Annotated in this window: 15 protein-coding genes; 8 read left to right on the forward strand and 7 right to left on the reverse strand. The window is 68.6% G+C overall.

All coding sequences use genetic code 11. The features are described from left to right. Positions 1–62: 62 nt before the first annotated feature. Positions 63–1676 carry an alpha-glucosidase gene (locus AC5YGJ_RS01400; RefSeq protein ID WP_496185515.1) on the reverse strand — a complete coding sequence of 538 codons (1614 nt, stop codon included), beginning with the start codon at positions 1674–1676 and terminating at the stop codon, positions 63–65. A 214-nt stretch (positions 1677–1890) separates the two neighbouring features. Here AC5YGJ_RS01400 and AC5YGJ_RS01405 point away from each other — a divergent pair, with 214 nt between their 5' ends. Further along, positions 1891–2889: a polyprenyl synthetase family protein gene (locus AC5YGJ_RS01405; RefSeq protein WP_249844769.1), complete on the forward strand. Its 999-nt coding sequence runs from the start codon at positions 1891–1893 to the stop codon at positions 2887–2889. Between the two features lie 160 nt (positions 2890–3049). Here AC5YGJ_RS01405 and AC5YGJ_RS01410 read toward each other — a convergent pair whose 3' ends face one another. Further along, complete coding sequence (locus AC5YGJ_RS01410; RefSeq protein WP_496185516.1) at positions 3050–3841, reverse strand: dienelactone hydrolase family protein; 792 nt, start codon at positions 3839–3841, stop codon at positions 3050–3052. A gap of 131 nt (positions 3842–3972) precedes the next feature. On the opposite strand from AC5YGJ_RS01410, the gene AC5YGJ_RS01415 reads away from it, so the two are divergent. Continuing rightward, the gene (locus AC5YGJ_RS01415) at positions 3973–4557 is read left to right on the forward strand and encodes an SMI1/KNR4 family protein (RefSeq protein WP_496185517.1); all 585 of its coding nucleotides are present in this window, start codon (positions 3973–3975) and stop codon (positions 4555–4557) included. Positions 4558–4622: 65 nt separating this feature from the next. On the opposite strand, the gene AC5YGJ_RS01420 is transcribed toward AC5YGJ_RS01415, so the two are convergent. The 4 genes from AC5YGJ_RS01420 to AC5YGJ_RS01435 all read right to left on the reverse strand — a co-directional run bounded on the left by AC5YGJ_RS01420 (position 4623) and on the right by AC5YGJ_RS01435 (position 10678). Continuing rightward, positions 4623–5156, reverse strand: a complete 534-nt coding sequence (locus AC5YGJ_RS01420; RefSeq protein WP_496185518.1) for a hypothetical protein — start codon at positions 5154–5156, stop codon at positions 4623–4625. 98 nt (positions 5157–5254) lie between these two features. Beyond that, complete coding sequence (murD, locus tag AC5YGJ_RS01425) at positions 5255–6664, reverse strand: UDP-N-acetylmuramoyl-L-alanine--D-glutamate ligase (protein WP_496185519.1); 1410 nt, start codon at positions 6662–6664, stop codon at positions 5255–5257. Beyond that, a complete protein-coding gene (murL, locus tag AC5YGJ_RS01430; RefSeq protein WP_249844774.1) occupies positions 6645–7997 on the reverse strand; it encodes a UDP-N-acetyl-alpha-D-muramoyl-L-alanyl-L-glutamate epimerase in 1353 nt (450 codons plus the stop codon). The genes murD and murL overlap by 20 nt, the downstream gene beginning before the upstream one ends. Before the next feature lie 86 nt (positions 7998–8083). Then, entirely contained in the window at positions 8084–10678 is a 2595-nt protein-coding gene (locus tag AC5YGJ_RS01435) for a bifunctional aspartate kinase/diaminopimelate decarboxylase (RefSeq protein WP_496185520.1), read from the reverse strand. Positions 10679–10753: 75 nt separating this feature from the next. Here AC5YGJ_RS01435 and AC5YGJ_RS01440 point away from each other — a divergent pair, with 75 nt between their 5' ends. Both AC5YGJ_RS01440 and AC5YGJ_RS01445 read left to right on the forward strand, forming a co-directional pair. Further along, a complete protein-coding gene (locus AC5YGJ_RS01440; RefSeq protein WP_409461055.1) occupies positions 10754–11629 on the forward strand; it encodes a PhzF family phenazine biosynthesis protein in 876 nt (291 codons plus the stop codon). A gap of 97 nt (positions 11630–11726) precedes the next feature. Beyond that, a complete protein-coding gene (locus tag AC5YGJ_RS01445) occupies positions 11727–12605 on the forward strand; it encodes a PhzF family phenazine biosynthesis protein (protein ID WP_496185521.1) in 879 nt (292 codons plus the stop codon). Between the two features lie 80 nt (positions 12606–12685). On the opposite strand, the gene AC5YGJ_RS01450 is transcribed toward AC5YGJ_RS01445, so the two are convergent. Beyond that, positions 12686–13117, reverse strand: a complete 432-nt coding sequence (locus tag AC5YGJ_RS01450) for an OsmC family protein (protein WP_107230118.1) — start codon at positions 13115–13117, stop codon at positions 12686–12688. A 373-nt stretch (positions 13118–13490) separates the two neighbouring features. Between AC5YGJ_RS01450 and AC5YGJ_RS01455 the strand changes: the two genes are divergently transcribed. From AC5YGJ_RS01455 to AC5YGJ_RS01470, 4 genes are all read left to right on the forward strand, one after another. Continuing rightward, positions 13491–13889, forward strand: coding sequence for an HU family DNA-binding protein (locus AC5YGJ_RS01455; protein WP_053516661.1), 399 nt, complete (start codon positions 13491–13493; stop codon positions 13887–13889). A gap of 287 nt (positions 13890–14176) precedes the next feature. Then, on the forward strand, positions 14177–14485 hold the full coding sequence (locus tag AC5YGJ_RS01460; protein WP_496185522.1) for a DUF3861 family protein: 309 nt from the start codon (positions 14177–14179) through the stop codon (positions 14483–14485). A 56-nt stretch (positions 14486–14541) separates the two neighbouring features. Beyond that, positions 14542–15078 carry a hypothetical protein gene (locus AC5YGJ_RS01465; protein ID WP_496185523.1) on the forward strand — a complete coding sequence of 179 codons (537 nt, stop codon included), beginning with the start codon at positions 14542–14544 and terminating at the stop codon, positions 15076–15078. A gap of 79 nt (positions 15079–15157) precedes the next feature. Then, entirely contained in the window at positions 15158–15754 is a 597-nt protein-coding gene (locus AC5YGJ_RS01470) for a YceB family lipoprotein (protein WP_249844780.1), read from the forward strand. Positions 15755–15775 lie beyond the last annotated feature (21 nt).

Below are 15775 nucleotides of genomic sequence, written 5' to 3' on the forward strand. Positions count from 1 at the left end.
CACAAAAAAGGGACGGGGCGCTTCGGCCCCGTCCCCGCAAGTACCGCCACCGGAGAAAACGGTCAGCTGCGTCGTGCGCAAATCACCGCGCGCGGCGGCAGCTGGAGTTCATTGCCCTGCACCGTGCCCGCATCCGGACCCGGTACCGCCACCTGCTGCCAGTTGCCCGGCGGCAGCGGATGGCTCACCGCCTCGGCCGACAGGTTGAAGGCCAGCAGGAGGGTTTCATCTGCAAGCATACGCTCGAACAGCAGCACTGGCTCGGCGCTTTCGACGAATCGGATGCTGCCGTGCAGGAGCGCCGGCTGGGTGGCCCGCCAAGCCAGGAACGCCCGGAAGGCGGACAGCACCGACGCTGGGACCGCTTCCTGCACGGACACCGCCGTCGCCCGGTGCTCGGCCGGGATCGGCAGCCACGGCTGGCCCGATGTGAAGCCGGCCAGCGGCGCCTCGGTCCACGGCAGCGGGGTACGGCAGCCGTCGCGGCCCTTGAAATTCGGCCAGAACGTGATGCCATAGGGGTCCTGCAGCGCCTCGAACGGCACCTCGGCCTCGGCCAGGCCCAGTTCTTCGCCCTGGTACAGGCAGACCGACCCGCGCAGCGAGCACAGCAGCGCCACCAGCATCCGCGCCAGGCGCGGATCGGCCGGATGGCCGCCCCAGCGGCTCACCGCTCGCTCCACGTCGTGGTTGGACACCGCCCAGCACGGCCAGCCTTCGGTCATCGCCGCTTCCAGGCGCGAGACCGTGTCGCGGATGTAGGCCGCGCTGTAGTCGTCCACCAGCAGTTCGAAGCTGTAGCCCATGTGCAGGCGGCCATCACGGGTGTACTCGGCGGTGGTGGCCAGCGAGTCCTCCGAGGAGATCTCGCCCAGGCTGACCGCGCCCGGGTACTGGTCCAGCAGCGCGCGCAGGCGCTCCAGGAACGGCAGGTTCTCCGGCTGGGTGTTGTTGTAGTAGTGGTACTGATAGGCGTACGGGTTGTCCCGGCTGAAGCCTCGCCCCACCCGCTTCTCCGCCGGCTTGGGCGGATTGTCGCGCAGCTGCGCATCGTGGAAGCAGAAGTTGATTGCATCCAGGCGGAAGCCATCCACGCCGCGGTCCAGCCAGAAGCGCACGTTGTCCAGGGTCGCCTGCTGCACCGCCGGGTGATGGAAGTTCAGGTCCGGCTGGTCGACCAGGAAATTGTGCAGGTAGTACTGCTCACGGCGCGGCTCCCACTGCCAGGCGCAGCCGCCGAACAGCGACAGCCAGTTGTTGGGCGGGGTGCCGTCCTCGCGCGGGTCGGCCCACACGTACCAGTCCGCCTTCGGATTGTGGCGGTCCTGGCGGCTCTCGCGGAACCAGGCATGCTCGATCGAGGTATGGCTCAGCACCTGGTCGATCATCACCTTCAGGCCCAGCCCGTGGGCCTTGGCCAGCAGGCGATCGAAATCATCCAGGGTGCCGAACAACGGGTCGACGTCGCGGTAGTCGGCGATGTCGTAGCCGAAGTCGGCCATGGGCGACTTGAAGAACGGCGAAATCCAGATCGCGTCCACGCCCAGCGCGGCGATGTAGTCCAGGCGCTCGATGATGCCCGGCAGGTCACCGACCCCGTCGCCGTTGGCGTCGAGGAAGCTGCGCGGGTAGATCTGGTAGATGACGGCTCCGCGCCACCATGGATAGTGCGACATCGACAGCCCCCCTCCGGGCATGCAGGGCCCGCCGGAAGCGGGCCGAAATCCTGTTCCGGCAAGCTTAGCGGTGGCCTTGCGGGCATGGCGCAGCCTGCATACGTATTCACGCAGGCGGCCGCCCGCCCCGGGCCGACCGACCGGGCCGGCACGCTTTGCGCCCGAATTCACGGCCAACGCCTATAATCAGTGGTGAGCCTGAAAGCCTGATCGCATGACCATCACCGAAGACACCCGCCCCGCCCTGGGCCTGCCCCAGATCCAGTCGCTTGCCGCAGCCGACATGGCTGCCGTCGACGCCCTGATCCGGCGCCGGCTGTCCTCGGACGTCGTGCTGATCAACCAGATCGCCGATCACATCATTTCCGCCGGTGGCAAACGCCTGCGCCCGATGCTGGTGATGCTGGCCGGCCGCGCGGTCGGCAACGTCGGCGCGGACCACCACCAGCTGGCCGCGATCATCGAGTTCATCCACACCTCCACCCTGCTGCACGACGACGTGGTGGACGAATCCAGCCTGCGCCGTGGCCGCAGCACCGCCAATGCGCTGTGGGGCAATGCGCCCAGCGTGCTGGTCGGCGACTTCCTGTACTCGCGCAGCTTCCAGCTGATGGTCGAGCTGGAGCGCATGTCGGTGATGCAGATCCTGGCCGATGCCACCAACCGCATCGCCGAGGGTGAGGTGCTGCAGCTGCTGCACGTGCATAACCCCGATACCGACGAAGCGGCTTACCTGCGCGTGATCGAGCGCAAGACCGCGGTACTGTTTGCCGCCGGCACTCGTCTGGGCGCGCTGGCCAGCGGCGTGGACGAGGCCACCCAGCAGGCCCTGTTCGACTACGGCATGCACCTGGGCTACGCGTTCCAGATCGCCGACGACGTGCTGGACTACTCGGCCAACGCCGACGAGCTGGGCAAGAACCTGGGCGACGATCTGGCCGAAGGCAAGGCGACGCTGCCGCTGATCCACGCCATGGCCCATTCCGACGACGCCACCCGCGAGCGCCTGCGTACCATCGTGCAGGACGGCGATGCCTCGGCGATGCCGGAAGTGCTGGCCGCGATCCGCGCCACCGGCGGCCTGGAGTACAGCCGCGCGCGTGCCGAGGAATACGCTGAGGCCGCCGAGCGTGCGCTTGATGGGCTGGGCGACAACGATGCCGTGGCCGCCCTGCGCGGCCTGGCCCGCTACGCGGTGCAGCGCTCGCATTGATGGGGAGGCGTGCCGGCCAACGGTCGGCACTAAAACATCGGCAGGTGCCGACCGCTCGCATTGACCGCATCCGGTAGTGCCGGCCCCTGGCCGGCATTTCCGATGACGTCCGCAGCATCATGAGGTTGCCGGCCAGCGGCCGGCACTACCGTTGCGCGGATCAACGTTTCTCGAAGCGCTCTTCGAAGAACTCATCTAGCGCCTTCCACGCGCGCTTGGCCGCCCGCTCGTTGTACTGGCAGCCCGGCGGGCTGTTGGCATCGCGCTCGGCGAAGCAGTGCACCGCGCCGCTGTAGTTGGTGAACTCCCAGTCGACCTTGGCCGCGTCCATTTCCTTCTGGAAACCGGCGATGTCCTCTGCGGTCACGCTCTTGTCGTCGGCGCCGTTGAGCACCAGCACCGACGGGTGCGTGCCACCGGCCTGTGCCGGCAACGGCGATCCCAATCCGCCATGCAGGCTGACCACAGCGGCCAATGGCGCACCGGCACGGGCCAGTTCCAGCACCGTGGTGCCGCCGAAGCAGAACCCGACCGCGCCGATCCGGCTGGCATCCAGCGGCACCTTGCCGGCCTGCGCCTTGAGCACGTTCACTGCCTCCAGCGCACGCGCACGCAGCAGCGGCCGGTCATTGCGCAGCTTGCTGGCCACCGGCCCGGCCTCGGCATCGGTCTTCGGCCGCACACCCTTGCCGTAGACATCGGCCACCAGCACCACGTAATCGTCGCCGGCCAGCTGCTTGGCCTTTTCGATGGCCGATGCGTTCACGCCCTTCCAGTTCGGCACCATCACCAGGCCCGGGCGCTTGTCACGCTCGCCATCGTCGTAGACCAGCACGCCGCTGAAGGTCGTGCCCTGGTGTTTCCACTCCACCGGCTGGGTCTTCATCGCCGCCCACGCCGGCATCGCCGCCAGCCCCAGCACCATCGCCACACCGCATCGCCAACGTTTCATGCGCCTGCTCCGCAGAAAAAGGGGACGGAGGGGATCAAGCCGTATTCACCCCTCTCGCGTCGCATTCTGCCTTGGCGGCGTGACGCAGGTGTGGTGGGATACGACTTGATCCCCTCCGTCCCCTTTTTGGCATGAACCTTGTCGATCGCTTTCTGGCGGGATTGATCCCACGCCTGCCCGCCGATGACGCGCCGCAGTGGGCCCATGTGCAGGGCGCCAGCAGCGAGGACCTGCAGCGCCTGCGCGTGCAGTGGCCGCAGGTGCCGGGCAGCCTGCTGGCGCTGCTGTCACGGGTCGATGGCACGCACTTCCGCGAGTATCCCGGTGGCGAGGTCTGCGTGCTGATGCTGGGCTCGGACGTGGAGGACGGCGGCTACCCGCACTACCTGCGCTCGGTGGCGCAGATCTTCGAGGACCAGCAGCAGTGGGACGACAGCATCCGCTCGATCTACGAGGAATGGTTGGATGACGAACCTGAGATCCTCGGCGACGGTATCGATGCCGACCTGCCGATGAACCGCCGCCTGTGCTTCTCGCACTGCATGAACAACGGCGGCACCTCGATGCTGTACCTGGATTTCGATCCGGCGCCGGGCGGCACCGTCGGCCAGGTGGTGCGCTACCTGCACGATCCGGACAGCTATGCGGTGATCGCACCGAGCTTCGATGCGTACCTGCAGGACCTGATCGACCGAGATTACAGCTTCATCGAGTAGATCCACGCCATGCGTGGATGGGGGTCAGAGCCCTTTCCTGCGGAAGGGGATCCGACCCCGCTGCCTTACCCGCGCTCGATCCACTGCAACGTGCCCGGCTCGAACACCAGCAGATCGGCCGCCGCCAGGCGCGCGCGCGACCAGCGACGCTCCGGCGGCTTGGCCTGCCGGGCACCCACCGAACCGTCGTAGTCCCGCACCAGCAGTCCGATGCGCGCCGCACCCGCGCCCAGCAACGCATCAATGCGCTGCAGCCATTGGCCGGCGTCATCCAGCGCCTGCTCGCGAACCATCTGCTGATCCTGTTCATGCCGCGCCGTCTGCTCTGCCTGCGCGCGGGCGATCTTCGCCTCGCTCCAGCCCTTCTTCCGCCAGCGTTCGGCATCGCTCTTCCATTCCGGGGGCGCACCTGCCGATGCCAGCGCCGTCCCGCAATCGCAGTGCGTGGCACTCAGCCACGGCTGCCATCCGGGTCCGGCCGCCGCCTGCAGGCTGGGCGATGCCTGGGCGAACAGACGTCGGCCGCTGCGCTGCATGATCGCGGCGGCCTCATCAAGTGGAAACGACGTCGGCAGGAACAGGGTGATGAAGGTGCACATGCGGGTGTCCGGAACCGTCCGGGGAGGCCCATGGTAATTCCATGGCGGGGTCAGAGCCCTTTCCTGCGGAAAGGGGTCTGCCCCCCTCAGCCGACCCCTCAGGCGATGCCCAGGCCTGGAATCGCGCTGATGCTGTCCGGATCGAACCCGGCCAGTTCGGCGAAATGGCGGCCACGCGCCACGTAATCGCGATAAGCGCCGAAGCTCGGCGCACCCGGCGACAGCAGCACCACCCCACCCTGCGCACCCAGCGCGGTACGCGCCAGCGTCATGGCGTGCGGCAGATCTCCCGCCGCGTGCAGGCCGAAGCGGCCGGCATCGGCCAGCGGCTGCAGCATGGCGTGGATGCGCGGGCCGTTGCTGCCCATGGTCACGATCTCCACCGGCGGCACGTCGTGCGCCATGTGCTGCATGAAATCGGTCCAGTCCAGGCCACGGTCGTGCCCACCCACCAGCAGCGCGATGCGCTGGCCAGCGAAGCACTCCAGCGCCGCCAGGCTGGCATGCGGCGTGGTGCTGATCGAATCGTTGATGTAGGTCAGGCCCTCGGCCACGCCGATGCGCTGCAGGCGGTTGGGCAACGGGCGGAAGTCCTGCACCGCTGGCGCCAGCGCCACCGCATCCAGCCCCAACGCTTCCAGCGCGGCCAGCACCGCGCACAGGTTGCCGCGGTTGTGGCGGCCGGGCAGCGGCGTGTTGCGGGTATCGAACACCGCCTGCTCGCCGCGGTGCACGATGTCACCGCGCATGTGCCAGCCCTGCGGCTGGTTGAACCAGACCACCTTGCTGTCGGGCAGCGACAGTGCGGCCAGATGCGGATCAGCCGCGTTGAGCACGGCAATGCGCGGTGCCGATTCGGTCACCAGCCGCAGCTTGTCCTCGATGTAACGCTGCTCGCTGCCGTGCCAGTCCAGGTGTTCCGGGAACAGGTTCAGCACCACCGCCACCTGCGGATGGGCGCCACTGCGCGCCACTTCGCCGGTCTGGTAGCTGGACAGCTCCACCGCCCAGTACTCGGGCGCCGGCTGCGGATCCAGCACTTCCAGCAGCGGCAGGCCGATGTTGCCGACCAGGCCGGTGCGATGGCCGGCGGCGCGCAGCAGATGCGCGACCAGTGCGGTGGTGGTGCTCTTGCCCTTGGTGCCGGTCACGCACACGGTGTCGTGCACGATGCCATCAGCGCCGGCATGTTCAGCGAACCACAGTGCGGTGCCGCCGATGAAGGTGGTGCCCTGCTCCGCCGCCGCCAGCGCGATCGGCTGATAGGGGCTGATGCCGGGTGATTTGATCACCACATCGAACGCCGCCAGCGCCTCGGCCGAAGGTTCACCGCGGACGTCCAGCACCCCCTGCGTTTCCACACGCGCCGCCTCGGCCTCGGCGGCCGGGCAGAACAGGCTCAGGGCCAGCGCAGGCAGGCGCGTGCGCAGCACGGCAAATGCCGCACGGCCCTCGCGTCCCCAGCCCCACAGCGCTACGCGCTTTCCTTCAAGCTGCGAAATCTTCACGCACCTGTTCCCACAGCGCAGCCGGAATGCGGTGCTCGCCCTGCAGCTGCAGCAGCGGTGCCAGTTCCAGTTCGGCCGCCTCCAGCTGCGGCTGGATCTCGTTGCAGAAGCGCTTCACCAGCACGTCTTCCTTCCATTCCGGGCGCTGCGCCAGGGTCGCCATCGCCGCACGCGACTCGCGGCCTTCGCCGACGCACTCGAAGGGCTTGTGGTCCTGGAATTCCAGCAGCGCATCGAAGCCACCGGCCTGCTCGGCATCGTCCAGCAGGTTGCGGCCGAAGATGCGCACCAGACGGGTCTTGGGCATGAACGGGGCCAGCGCCAGGAACACGAAATGGCACTTCGGGCAGACGCCGCACCAGCGGTTCACCGGGCGCTCGCCCAGGATGTGGAAATTGCGGTTGCAGCTGGAGAAATGCGCGTCGTAGAAATCGGTCTTGGCGAACTGGCGGGCCACCGCCAGCTCGGACATCGGGCGCAGCAGCGAGTAGTAGTGCAGATCGGCGGCCACCTGCTGCTGCACGTAGTTGCCGAAGGCCTGCTCGAAGGCCCAGCCCTTGGACCACTGGTGGTTCACTTCACCGGTGCCCGGAATCTGACTGCCATAGCTGGCCGAACGCTCGTTGGAAAACACCACCTGGTCCACGCCCTGCAGCAGCGCGGCCAGCACCATGATCGCCGAGTTCACCGCAGTGACCGGGATGTGGCCGTTCCACGCGCCCTGGCGGTTGAGCTCGAACAGTTCCGGGGCCAGTGCGCGGCCCAGGTTCAGGGTCGGCAGGCCCGTGCGTTCGGCGCAGGCGCGGATCAGCTGCGAGCCGCCGATCCAGGTCACCGTTTCGTCCACTCCGGCACGGCGCAGCGCTTCGATGCTGACCAGCGAATCCTTGCCGCCGCCGATGGCCACCAGCGCGTGCGGCTGCAGGCCCAGCACCGGCGCCTGCACCGTTTGGCCCTGCACCGGCAGGCGGAAACGCCCGCGCAGGTTCAGGCCGTTGCGGTAGGCGAATTCGCCCAGACCATTGAGGTAGATCGTTTCCACCAGGGCGGCGGTATCGGCATCGATGGCATAGCTGTCAATGCTGACCGTCTCCGGCACGCCCGCCTTGTAGTAGCTGACACCGGCAATCAGGTGCAGCAGCTGCAGCGCGCGCTGCACGGCAGCGGCGCGCGCATCGTCCAGCACGAACGGTGCGCCGGGCACGGTGATGGTCTCCACCATCTCCGGGCCGTCATCGAAGGCGTAGACCAGCCGGGCCACGCCGGTATCCGCGGCAAATTCGCAGCGGACGAAGCGGAAGCGGGAAACCTGGTGTTTGTCGAAAGCAGTCATGGTGGATCCAGTTCAAGCGCGGTCAGGCACGGCCCGCGCGCTGGCGCGGGGCGTGTCGGTGGGCAGGTGCAGGGCGCGCGAGCGGATCACTCGATCACGTCCTCGCGCGGCAACAGCCGCTGGTTGTAGGTGTTGGCCATCACGTAACCGTAGGCGCCGGCATCGGCGATCAGCATCACATCGTCCGGCGCGGTGGACACCGGCAGCTTGCGGCGCTTGCCGAACACATCGCTGGATTCGCAGATCGGGCCCACCACATCGAACGCCGCTTCGGCGTAACCGCCCTGGCGGCTGAGGTTCTCGATGTCATGCCAGGCGTCGTAGAGGGCCGGACGCATCAGCGCGTTCATGCCAGCGTCGAGGCCGACGCGGCGCACGCCGTCCTTCTCAACCACCTGGGTGGCGTGGGTCAGCAGCACACCCGATTCGGCCACAAGGTAGCGGCCCGGTTCGATCGCCAGGCGGAACGCCGGGTGCAGCGCCTTGACCTCGGCCAGGCCTTCGGCCCAGGCCTCAAGGTCGAACGGCTCATCCTCGGCGGAATACGGAATCGGCAGGCCGCCGCCGATGTCGATGGTCTGCACGCTGCCGATGCGGCGCGCAAAACCGGCCAGCTCATCGCACATCAGGCGCCAGTGCTGCGCGGTCTCCACGCCGCTGCCCAGGTGCGCATGCAGACCCACCACGCGGGTGCCCAGCTCGGTGGCCGCGCGCACGAACTCGTCCACGCGGGCGATAGGCAGGCCGAACTTGGACTCCTTGCCGCCGGTGCGCACCTTGGCATGGTGGCCTTCGCCACGGCCCAGGTCGACGCGCAGCCACAGTTCGCGGTTGCGGAACAGGTCCGGCCAACGCTGCAACGCTTCCACATTGTCGATGGTGACGGTGACGCCGAGCGCGAACGCCGCTTCGTACTCGCTGCGCGGGCAGAAACTGGGGGTGAACAGCACGCGCTTGGGCGACAGTTCCGGCAGATGCTGGAACACGTGCTTCAGCTCGCCGTGCGACACGCACTCCAGGCCGAAGCCTTCGGCCTCCAGCAGCTGCAGGATGGCCGGGTGGCTGTTGGCCTTGATCGCGTAGTAGCGCTGGTCGATCGGCTTGATCGCCGCCAGCGCACGGGCGCGGGCGCGCACCGTCGGCAGGTGATAGACATAGCGCGGCGTGCCGGCATCGGCCAGCTGCAGCAGGTGCGCGCGCTGGCCACGCCACCACGGCGTGCCACGCGGGCGCACGCTGCCGGCGATCTCGCGCCAGCGCGGGCCGAACACTTCGGTCTCTTCCACCGGCATCGCGCCGCTGTCGATCAGCTCGGCATGCAGGATCGGCAGCAGGCCATCGGCATCGGCCTCGTCGATGACGAAGGTCAGGTTCAGGTCGTTGGAGGACTGCGAGATCATGTGCACGCGCTCGCGGCCGAAGGTGGCCCACACGTCCGACAGCTTGTGCAGCAGCGAACGCATGCCCAGGCCCACCAGCGTGATCGCCGCGCACGGCACGATCACCTTGACCTTGCAGATCTGCGACAGGTCGGCCGACAGCGCGGCCAGTACATCGGTGTTGACCAGGTTCTCCGACGGGTCCAGCGACACGGTGACGTTGGTCTCGGCCGAACCGATCAGGTCCACCGACAGGCCATGCTTCTTGAACAGGCCGAACACATCGGCCAGGAAGCCGACCTGCTGCCACATGCCGATGCCTTCCATCGACACCAGCACGATGCCGTTGCGGCGGCTGATCGCCTTCACCCCCGGCACCGGCGCGGCATTGCCATCGATGCTGGTGCCCGGCAGTTCCGGGCGCTCGGTATCGAGGATGGCCATCGGCACACCGGCGTCGCGGCACGGCTTGATCGAGCGCGGGTGCAGCACCTTGGCACCGGTGGTGGCGATTTCCTGCGCTTCGTAATAGTCCAGGCGGGTCAGCAGGCGCGCGTCGGGCACGTCCTTCGGGTTGGCACTGAACATGCCCGGTACATCGGTCCAGATTTCCACGCGGCTGGCGCCAAGCAGTGCACCGAAATACGCCGCCGAGGTATCCGAGCCTCCGCGGCCAAGAATGGCGGTACCGCCATCGGCATGGCGGGAAATGAAGCCCTGGGTGATCAGCAGGCGGGTCGGCTGTGCGCGGAAGCGCTGCATCCACTCCGCATCGGCACGCCACTGGCAGTTCACCGACAGGCGCTGCGACCAGTCGCTCTGGTTCGGCTGCGGCGGCATCGCGTCCAGCCACTGGCGGGCATCCATCCAGCCCATGTCCAGGCCCGAGGCGCGCAGATAGGCCGCGCCCAGCGTGGAGGACAACAGCTCGCCCTGGCCCAGCACTTCGGCCTGCCAGTCCAGCGGACGGCCAGCTGCGCGCACGTCGTCAAGCAGGCCCTGCAGCGCGGCCAGGCGCTCGGCCAGCACCTCGCGGCCCAGCCCCAGTTCGTCCAGGAAGCCTTCATGGCGTTCGACCAGCGCCGCCACGCGATCACGGCTGTCCGGCGCACCGTCGGCGATCGCGGTCAGTTCGTTGGTGACCCCGGACAGCGCCGAAACCACCACCAGCACGCGCGAGCCGGTCTCTTCCGCGCGTTTTTTCGCCAGCTTCCCGATCGTGTCCCAGCGGTGGCGACGCGACACCGAGGTGCCGCCGAACTTCAGTACGATCCAACGATCGACAAGGGGGGAAGCTGACATGGATAGGCTATGTGTAATGTGGGGAAGCCGCCCGTAGGGGCGGAACCTTCGATTCTAAGCCCAATGGACCCGCCGATGGCCGCCTTCCGTTACCTGCAGCTGGATGTCTTCGCCTCCCACCCCGGCAGCGGCAATCCGCTGGGCGTGGTGCTGGGCGCCGACGCGCTGCCGGGCGCCCGCATGCAGGCGCTCGCTGCCTGGCTGAACCTGTCCGAGACGGTGTTCTTCCTGCACCCCAGCGCCCCGGGCGCCGACTACCACATCCGTATCTTCACCCCCGGCAGCGAGCTGCCGTTTGCCGGGCACCCCAGCGTGGGTGCGGCCTGGGCAGCAGTCACCTGCGGCCTGGCCACCCCGCGCGCGGGCGGCGCACTGGTCCAGCAGTGCGCCGCCGGCCTGTTGCCGGTGCGGGTGAGGGGTAACGCCGATGCGCCGACCATCGAACTGGCCAGCCCGCCGGCGCGCCAGCTGCCGACCGCGCCCGGCGCGGTACCGGAACCGCTGCTGGCCTTGGCCGCCGCCGGCCATCGGCCGGAACTGTGGGACAACGGCCCGCGCTGGTGGCTGCTGCCGCTGCGCGATGCCGCCGCCGTGCGCGGCCTGGCCCCGGACATGGCAGCGCTGCGTGACTGGACCCATGCCACCGGCGCGACTGGCGTTGCCGTGTTCGCCGATGAAGCCGCCGCCGACCACAGCCGCGTGGTGCGCGCGTTCTGCCCGGGCGACGCGGTGAACGTACCTGAGGACCCGGTGACCGGCAGCGCCAATGCGCTGATCGGCGCCTGGCTGCGGCAGCGCCATGCCCTGCCCGGCCAGGAGGGCCGCTACGTGGCCAGCCAGGGCCGCGAAGTCGGCCGCGATGGCCGCGTGCAGGTGCAGGTGGATGCGCAGGGCAGCGTGTGGATCGGCGGCCAGGTGCAGCCGGTCATCGAAGGACACATCCACTGGTAGCGCCGGGCCATGCCCGGCGGCATCACCGCGCCGCGCTGCGCGCTCGCGGGGCATGGCCCCGCGCTACCATTTCCCCATTTCGCTGGAGCTATCCCTGATGTCCGCACGCCGTTTCCTGCAGCTCGATGTGTTCTCCCCGCGCGCCGGCGCCGGCAATCCGCTGGCCGTGGTGCTGGATGCCGAAGGCCTGGACGATGCGGCGATGCAGGCCATCGCCCGCTGGACGCGGCTGCCCGAGACCACCTTCGTGTTCCCGCCGCAGGCGCCCGGCGCCAGCTACCGGCTGCGCATGTTCAGCCCGCAGAAGGAAGTGCCGTTTGCCGGCCATCCCAGCGTCGGCACCGCGCATGCGGTGCTTAAGGCGGGCCTGGCGATGCCGGTGGACGGTGTGCTGGTGCAGGACGGCATCGCCGGCGCGCTGCCGCTGCGCGTCAGTGGCGAAGGCGCCCAGCAGCGCATCGCCATCCGCACCCCGCGCGCGCAGTTGGCCGAGACCGCCGAGGCCAGCGATCCGCGGCTGCAGGCGGCGTTGAAGGGTTGGCCGCTGGGCACACTGCCACCGGCACGCATGCAGGGCGGCCGCAGCTGGTGGGTGGTGCAGGTGGCCGATGAAGCGGCATTGCGCGCGCTGCGCCCGGACTGGGACGCGGTGGCCTCGCTGGCCGAATCAACCGACAGCATGGGCGTGTTCGCCTATGCCTTCTGCGATGGCCGAGAAGGCTTCGATCTGGCGGTACGCGCCTTCGTCGGCAACGGACGCCGCTTCGAGGACGCCGCCTCGGGCGCTGCCAACGCCGTGCTGGCCGCGTGGCTGGACCTGCGCGACGCGCTACCGCGTGGCCGTGCACCGTTCGAAGTCAGCCAGGGCCGCGAGGTCGGCCATGATGCGCGCCTGACCCTTCTGGTGGATGAGGACGGTGAGGTCTGGTCGGGCGGCCAGGTGCAGACGGTGATTACCGGCACCCTTGATTGGTGATCGCCCGTATGCGGTAGCGCCGGGCCATGCCCGGCGTCTTCCCGCTGCGTTCGCCGGGCATGGCCCGGCGCTACCGTCTATCAACCCAGCTCGGCCTCCAGGCTGATCGGCACCGCGCTCAATGCCTTGGACACCGGGCAGTTCTGCTTGGCGTCATCGGCGATGGCACGGAACGCGGCCGCGTCGATGCCCGGCACCACCGCTTTCACCTTCAGCCGGATCTGCGACAGTTGCGGCCCCCCTTCCAGCGACAGATCGACCTTGGCCTCGGTATCCAGCGAGGTCGGGGTGAACCCGGCTTCGCCGAGCTTGGCCGACAGCGCCATGGTGAAGCAGCCGGCGTGCGCGGCGGCGATCAGCTCTTCGGGATTGGTGCCCTTTTCCTCACCGAAACGACTGTTGAAGCCGTAGCGGGTCTTGTCCAGCAGGCCACTCTGCGGCGTGCTCAACTGGCCCTTTCCCGACTTCAGATCGCCTTCCCAGTGCGCGGTGGCGTGTCGTGAGATTCCCATTCGTGCGGCTCCTGCGTGGTGGTGATGAACACTCACCCTCGCACGCGGCGCGTTAGCCCTGCGTCGCTCCGCCGCAGTCAGGGCGTCCGGCGCGCGCGCTGCGGATGGACGTCTGCTCACCAGGCCGCCACGTATTTCCCCCTTGTTTTCAGTGGTTTCGCGCACTTCACCCGGCTCCGGGCTGCAGCCGCCGGGCGTACCCGGGCGCCCCCATTCCCCACCACCGGCCATGTACTGAATCGGCCTGGATATGAAAAAACATGCACTTTCCGCACTTCGGGCTATTGGCGGCGCCCGAGAGTTGCCCTACATTGCGCTTGCCGACGGGGTTCGGCGCCGACCAAACAACCAACCGTTCACGGAACAGGAAACCATGGCAAAGACCGCTAAGAAGGCTGCCCCGAAGAAGGCAGTGAAGAAAGTCGCGACGAAGGCAGCCGCCAAGCCGGCCGCTCCGAAGCCGATCAAGGAAGTGCTGACCAAGTCGGGCCTGGTTGCACACATCGCTGAAGCGTCCGGCGTTGTCGCCAAGGACGTCCGCGCGGTGCTGGCCTCGCTGGAAGGTGCAGTCGCCTCCTCGGTGCACAAGAAGGGCGCTGGCTCCTTCACCCTGCCGGGCCTGCTGAAGATCACCACCGTCAATGTGCCGGCCAAGCCGAAGCGCAAGGGCATCAACCCGTTCACCAAGGAAGAGCAGTGGTTCGCCGCCAAGCCGGCCACCACCAAGCTGAAGGTGCGCCCGCTGAAGAAGCTGAAGGACGCCGCGCTGTAAGCGCGTACCCTTCTGCTGGTTCGCGACGGGACGGCCTTGGCCGTCCCGTTTTTTTTTCCCGCGCCCCGGCTGCGCAGAACCCCGCCGCGCGTGGCTCCATCGGTCGCAACACAGCGTTTCCCGGCCTGCGCCATCCCCTGCCCAGGCCCGCCGTTGTTGGCCGCGCCCCACCTGCCGCAGCTGCGGAACGTACCGGGTGGAACACTGCGTGCAGCGCCGGTCGTCGCCGCCGGCTGCGCGCTTGCCTATGGTGGGCACATCCTCCACAGCTACGGCGAGCATCCCCCATGGCCAGCCCCTCCACCCGCTACCGCATCTCGGTGACGCCCATCGAAAAAGACGGCGTGCAGTGCACCGGGCGCTGCACCATCGAACTGGAGCATCGCGCCAGCCGCGACCTGATGCGCCTGCTGGAAGCCGCGCCGCGCGCGGCCGGGCTGGGCGGCGACGAACGCGCCACCCTGGTGATCGCAGCACAGCTGCTGCGCGACATCGTGCAGCGCCATGCCGCCAGCGAAGGCCACGCACTGGCCGCCGTTGCCGCGCAGACGCTGGCCGCGCTGGACGCGCTGGAGCAACTGCCCTCCTCCCGCTGACGGCCAGGGAATCGATACACTGCCGCCCTCCAGGTTGCCTCGGGGAGGAGGCAGGCATGTACCGTCAACTGCTGCTGGTCGTACCCCTGTTGCTGCTGGGCTGTTCCCGGCCCGCCACCACACAGGATCCTGCGGGCAAACCTGCCACCGCCACCGACGCGGGCAGCGCCATCGCGCCCGCAGAAGCCGATCCGCCCGCGCTGAAGGCGCCGGCCGTCGGGCCGTTGTTCGCCGCCGTCGATGCGGATGCCGAGGCACCGGCCGCGCTGCTGAACCGCTACGTGATGGCGCTGCTCAACCGCGACCGTGCCACCGCCGACGCCGCCTGGACGTTCCCTCCCAGCGACGACGCCCGTGCCGACGATGCCGCGCTGCGCCAGCTGGAGGGCGTGCGCAGCATGCGCCTGAGCACCGAACTGCCGATCGCCCGCGACGGCCAGCAGCCATCGCGGCTGCTGGAAGTTCCCGTGCAGGTGCGCGCAATCACCGCCAACGGCACCTTCCGCTTCGGCGGCTGGTACCGCGTGCAGCCCAGCGCCGATGGGCGCGCCTGGCAGATCCAGTCGGCGCAACTGCGGCCATCGCTGGACTGAACCGTTGCAACGGCATGCACGCACGATTCAGCCAGCAGGACTACTCTGTCCATCATCCATTCCGCCATCGGTCACCACCATGCGCCTGCGTTCCCTGATGACCCGCCTCGCCGCGTCCACCGTACTGATCGCCGCGGCGATCGGCGCGCAGGCGGCGCCCTCGATTTCCGGCCGCGAACTGTCGGTCGGCGCCAGCGATGTGCAGCAGTACCTCGACGGCAGCTTCCCGCGCACCCAGGATGCGTTGGGTGGGCTGATCGCGCTGACCATGAGCCATCCGCAGCTGAGCCTGCCGGCCGGCGAACGCTTGAACCTGGGCATGGACGTGGCGCTGGCCACCGCTGGCGGCAATCCGGCCAAGCTCGGCACGGTCAAGCTCAGCAGCGGCCTGCGCTACGACGCGCAGACCCAGGGCTTCCACCTGCAGCAGCCGAGCGTGGATGACTTCACCCCGGCCAACCAGGGCGGCCGCCTCGACTCGCGCACCCGCGGCCTGCTCAACGCATGGCTGAGCGACTACGCCCAGCGCGAACCGATCTACAAGCTGGACCCGGCCGTGGCCGGGGTGCTGGGCGCCCTGCAGGTGCAGTCGGCGCAGGTCAAGAACGGCAAGCTGGTGGTGACCTTCAACCAGAACCTGGGCAACCTGGTCCCCGCCGGCATCCTCGGCAAATAAGGGTGGTGCCGGCCGCTGGCC

The organism is Stenotrophomonas sp. CS3K5, from assembly GCF_059515225.1.

Coding starts and splice junctions, on each gene's coding strand:
- AC5YGJ_RS01405 (WP_249844769.1), top strand. CDS start 1,891: ATGACCATCACCGAAGACACCCGCCCCGCCCTGGGCCTGCCCCAGATC.
- AC5YGJ_RS01445 (WP_496185521.1), top strand. CDS start 11,727: ATGTCCGCACGCCGTTTCCTGCAGCTCGATGTGTTCTCCCCGCGCGCC.
- AC5YGJ_RS01465 (WP_496185523.1), top strand. CDS start 14,542: ATGTACCGTCAACTGCTGCTGGTCGTACCCCTGTTGCTGCTGGGCTGT.
- AC5YGJ_RS01460 (WP_496185522.1), top strand. CDS start 14,177: ATGGCCAGCCCCTCCACCCGCTACCGCATCTCGGTGACGCCCATCGAA.
- murL (WP_249844774.1), bottom strand. CDS start 7,997: ATGACTGCTTTCGACAAACACCAGGTTTCCCGCTTCCGCTTCGTCCGC.
- AC5YGJ_RS01400 (WP_496185515.1), bottom strand. CDS start 1,676: ATGTCGCACTATCCATGGTGGCGCGGAGCCGTCATCTACCAGATCTAC.
- AC5YGJ_RS01450 (WP_107230118.1), bottom strand. CDS start 13,117: ATGGGAATCTCACGACACGCCACCGCGCACTGGGAAGGCGATCTGAAG.
- AC5YGJ_RS01440 (WP_409461055.1), top strand. CDS start 10,754: ATGGCCGCCTTCCGTTACCTGCAGCTGGATGTCTTCGCCTCCCACCCC.
- AC5YGJ_RS01470 (WP_249844780.1), top strand. CDS start 15,158: ATGCGCCTGCGTTCCCTGATGACCCGCCTCGCCGCGTCCACCGTACTG.
- AC5YGJ_RS01415 (WP_496185517.1), top strand. CDS start 3,973: ATGAACCTTGTCGATCGCTTTCTGGCGGGATTGATCCCACGCCTGCCC.
- AC5YGJ_RS01420 (WP_496185518.1), bottom strand. CDS start 5,156: ATGTGCACCTTCATCACCCTGTTCCTGCCGACGTCGTTTCCACTTGAT.
- AC5YGJ_RS01435 (WP_496185520.1), bottom strand. CDS start 10,678: ATGTCAGCTTCCCCCCTTGTCGATCGTTGGATCGTACTGAAGTTCGGC.
- AC5YGJ_RS01455 (WP_053516661.1), top strand. CDS start 13,491: ATGGCAAAGACCGCTAAGAAGGCTGCCCCGAAGAAGGCAGTGAAGAAA.
- AC5YGJ_RS01410 (WP_496185516.1), bottom strand. CDS start 3,841: ATGAAACGTTGGCGATGCGGTGTGGCGATGGTGCTGGGGCTGGCGGCG.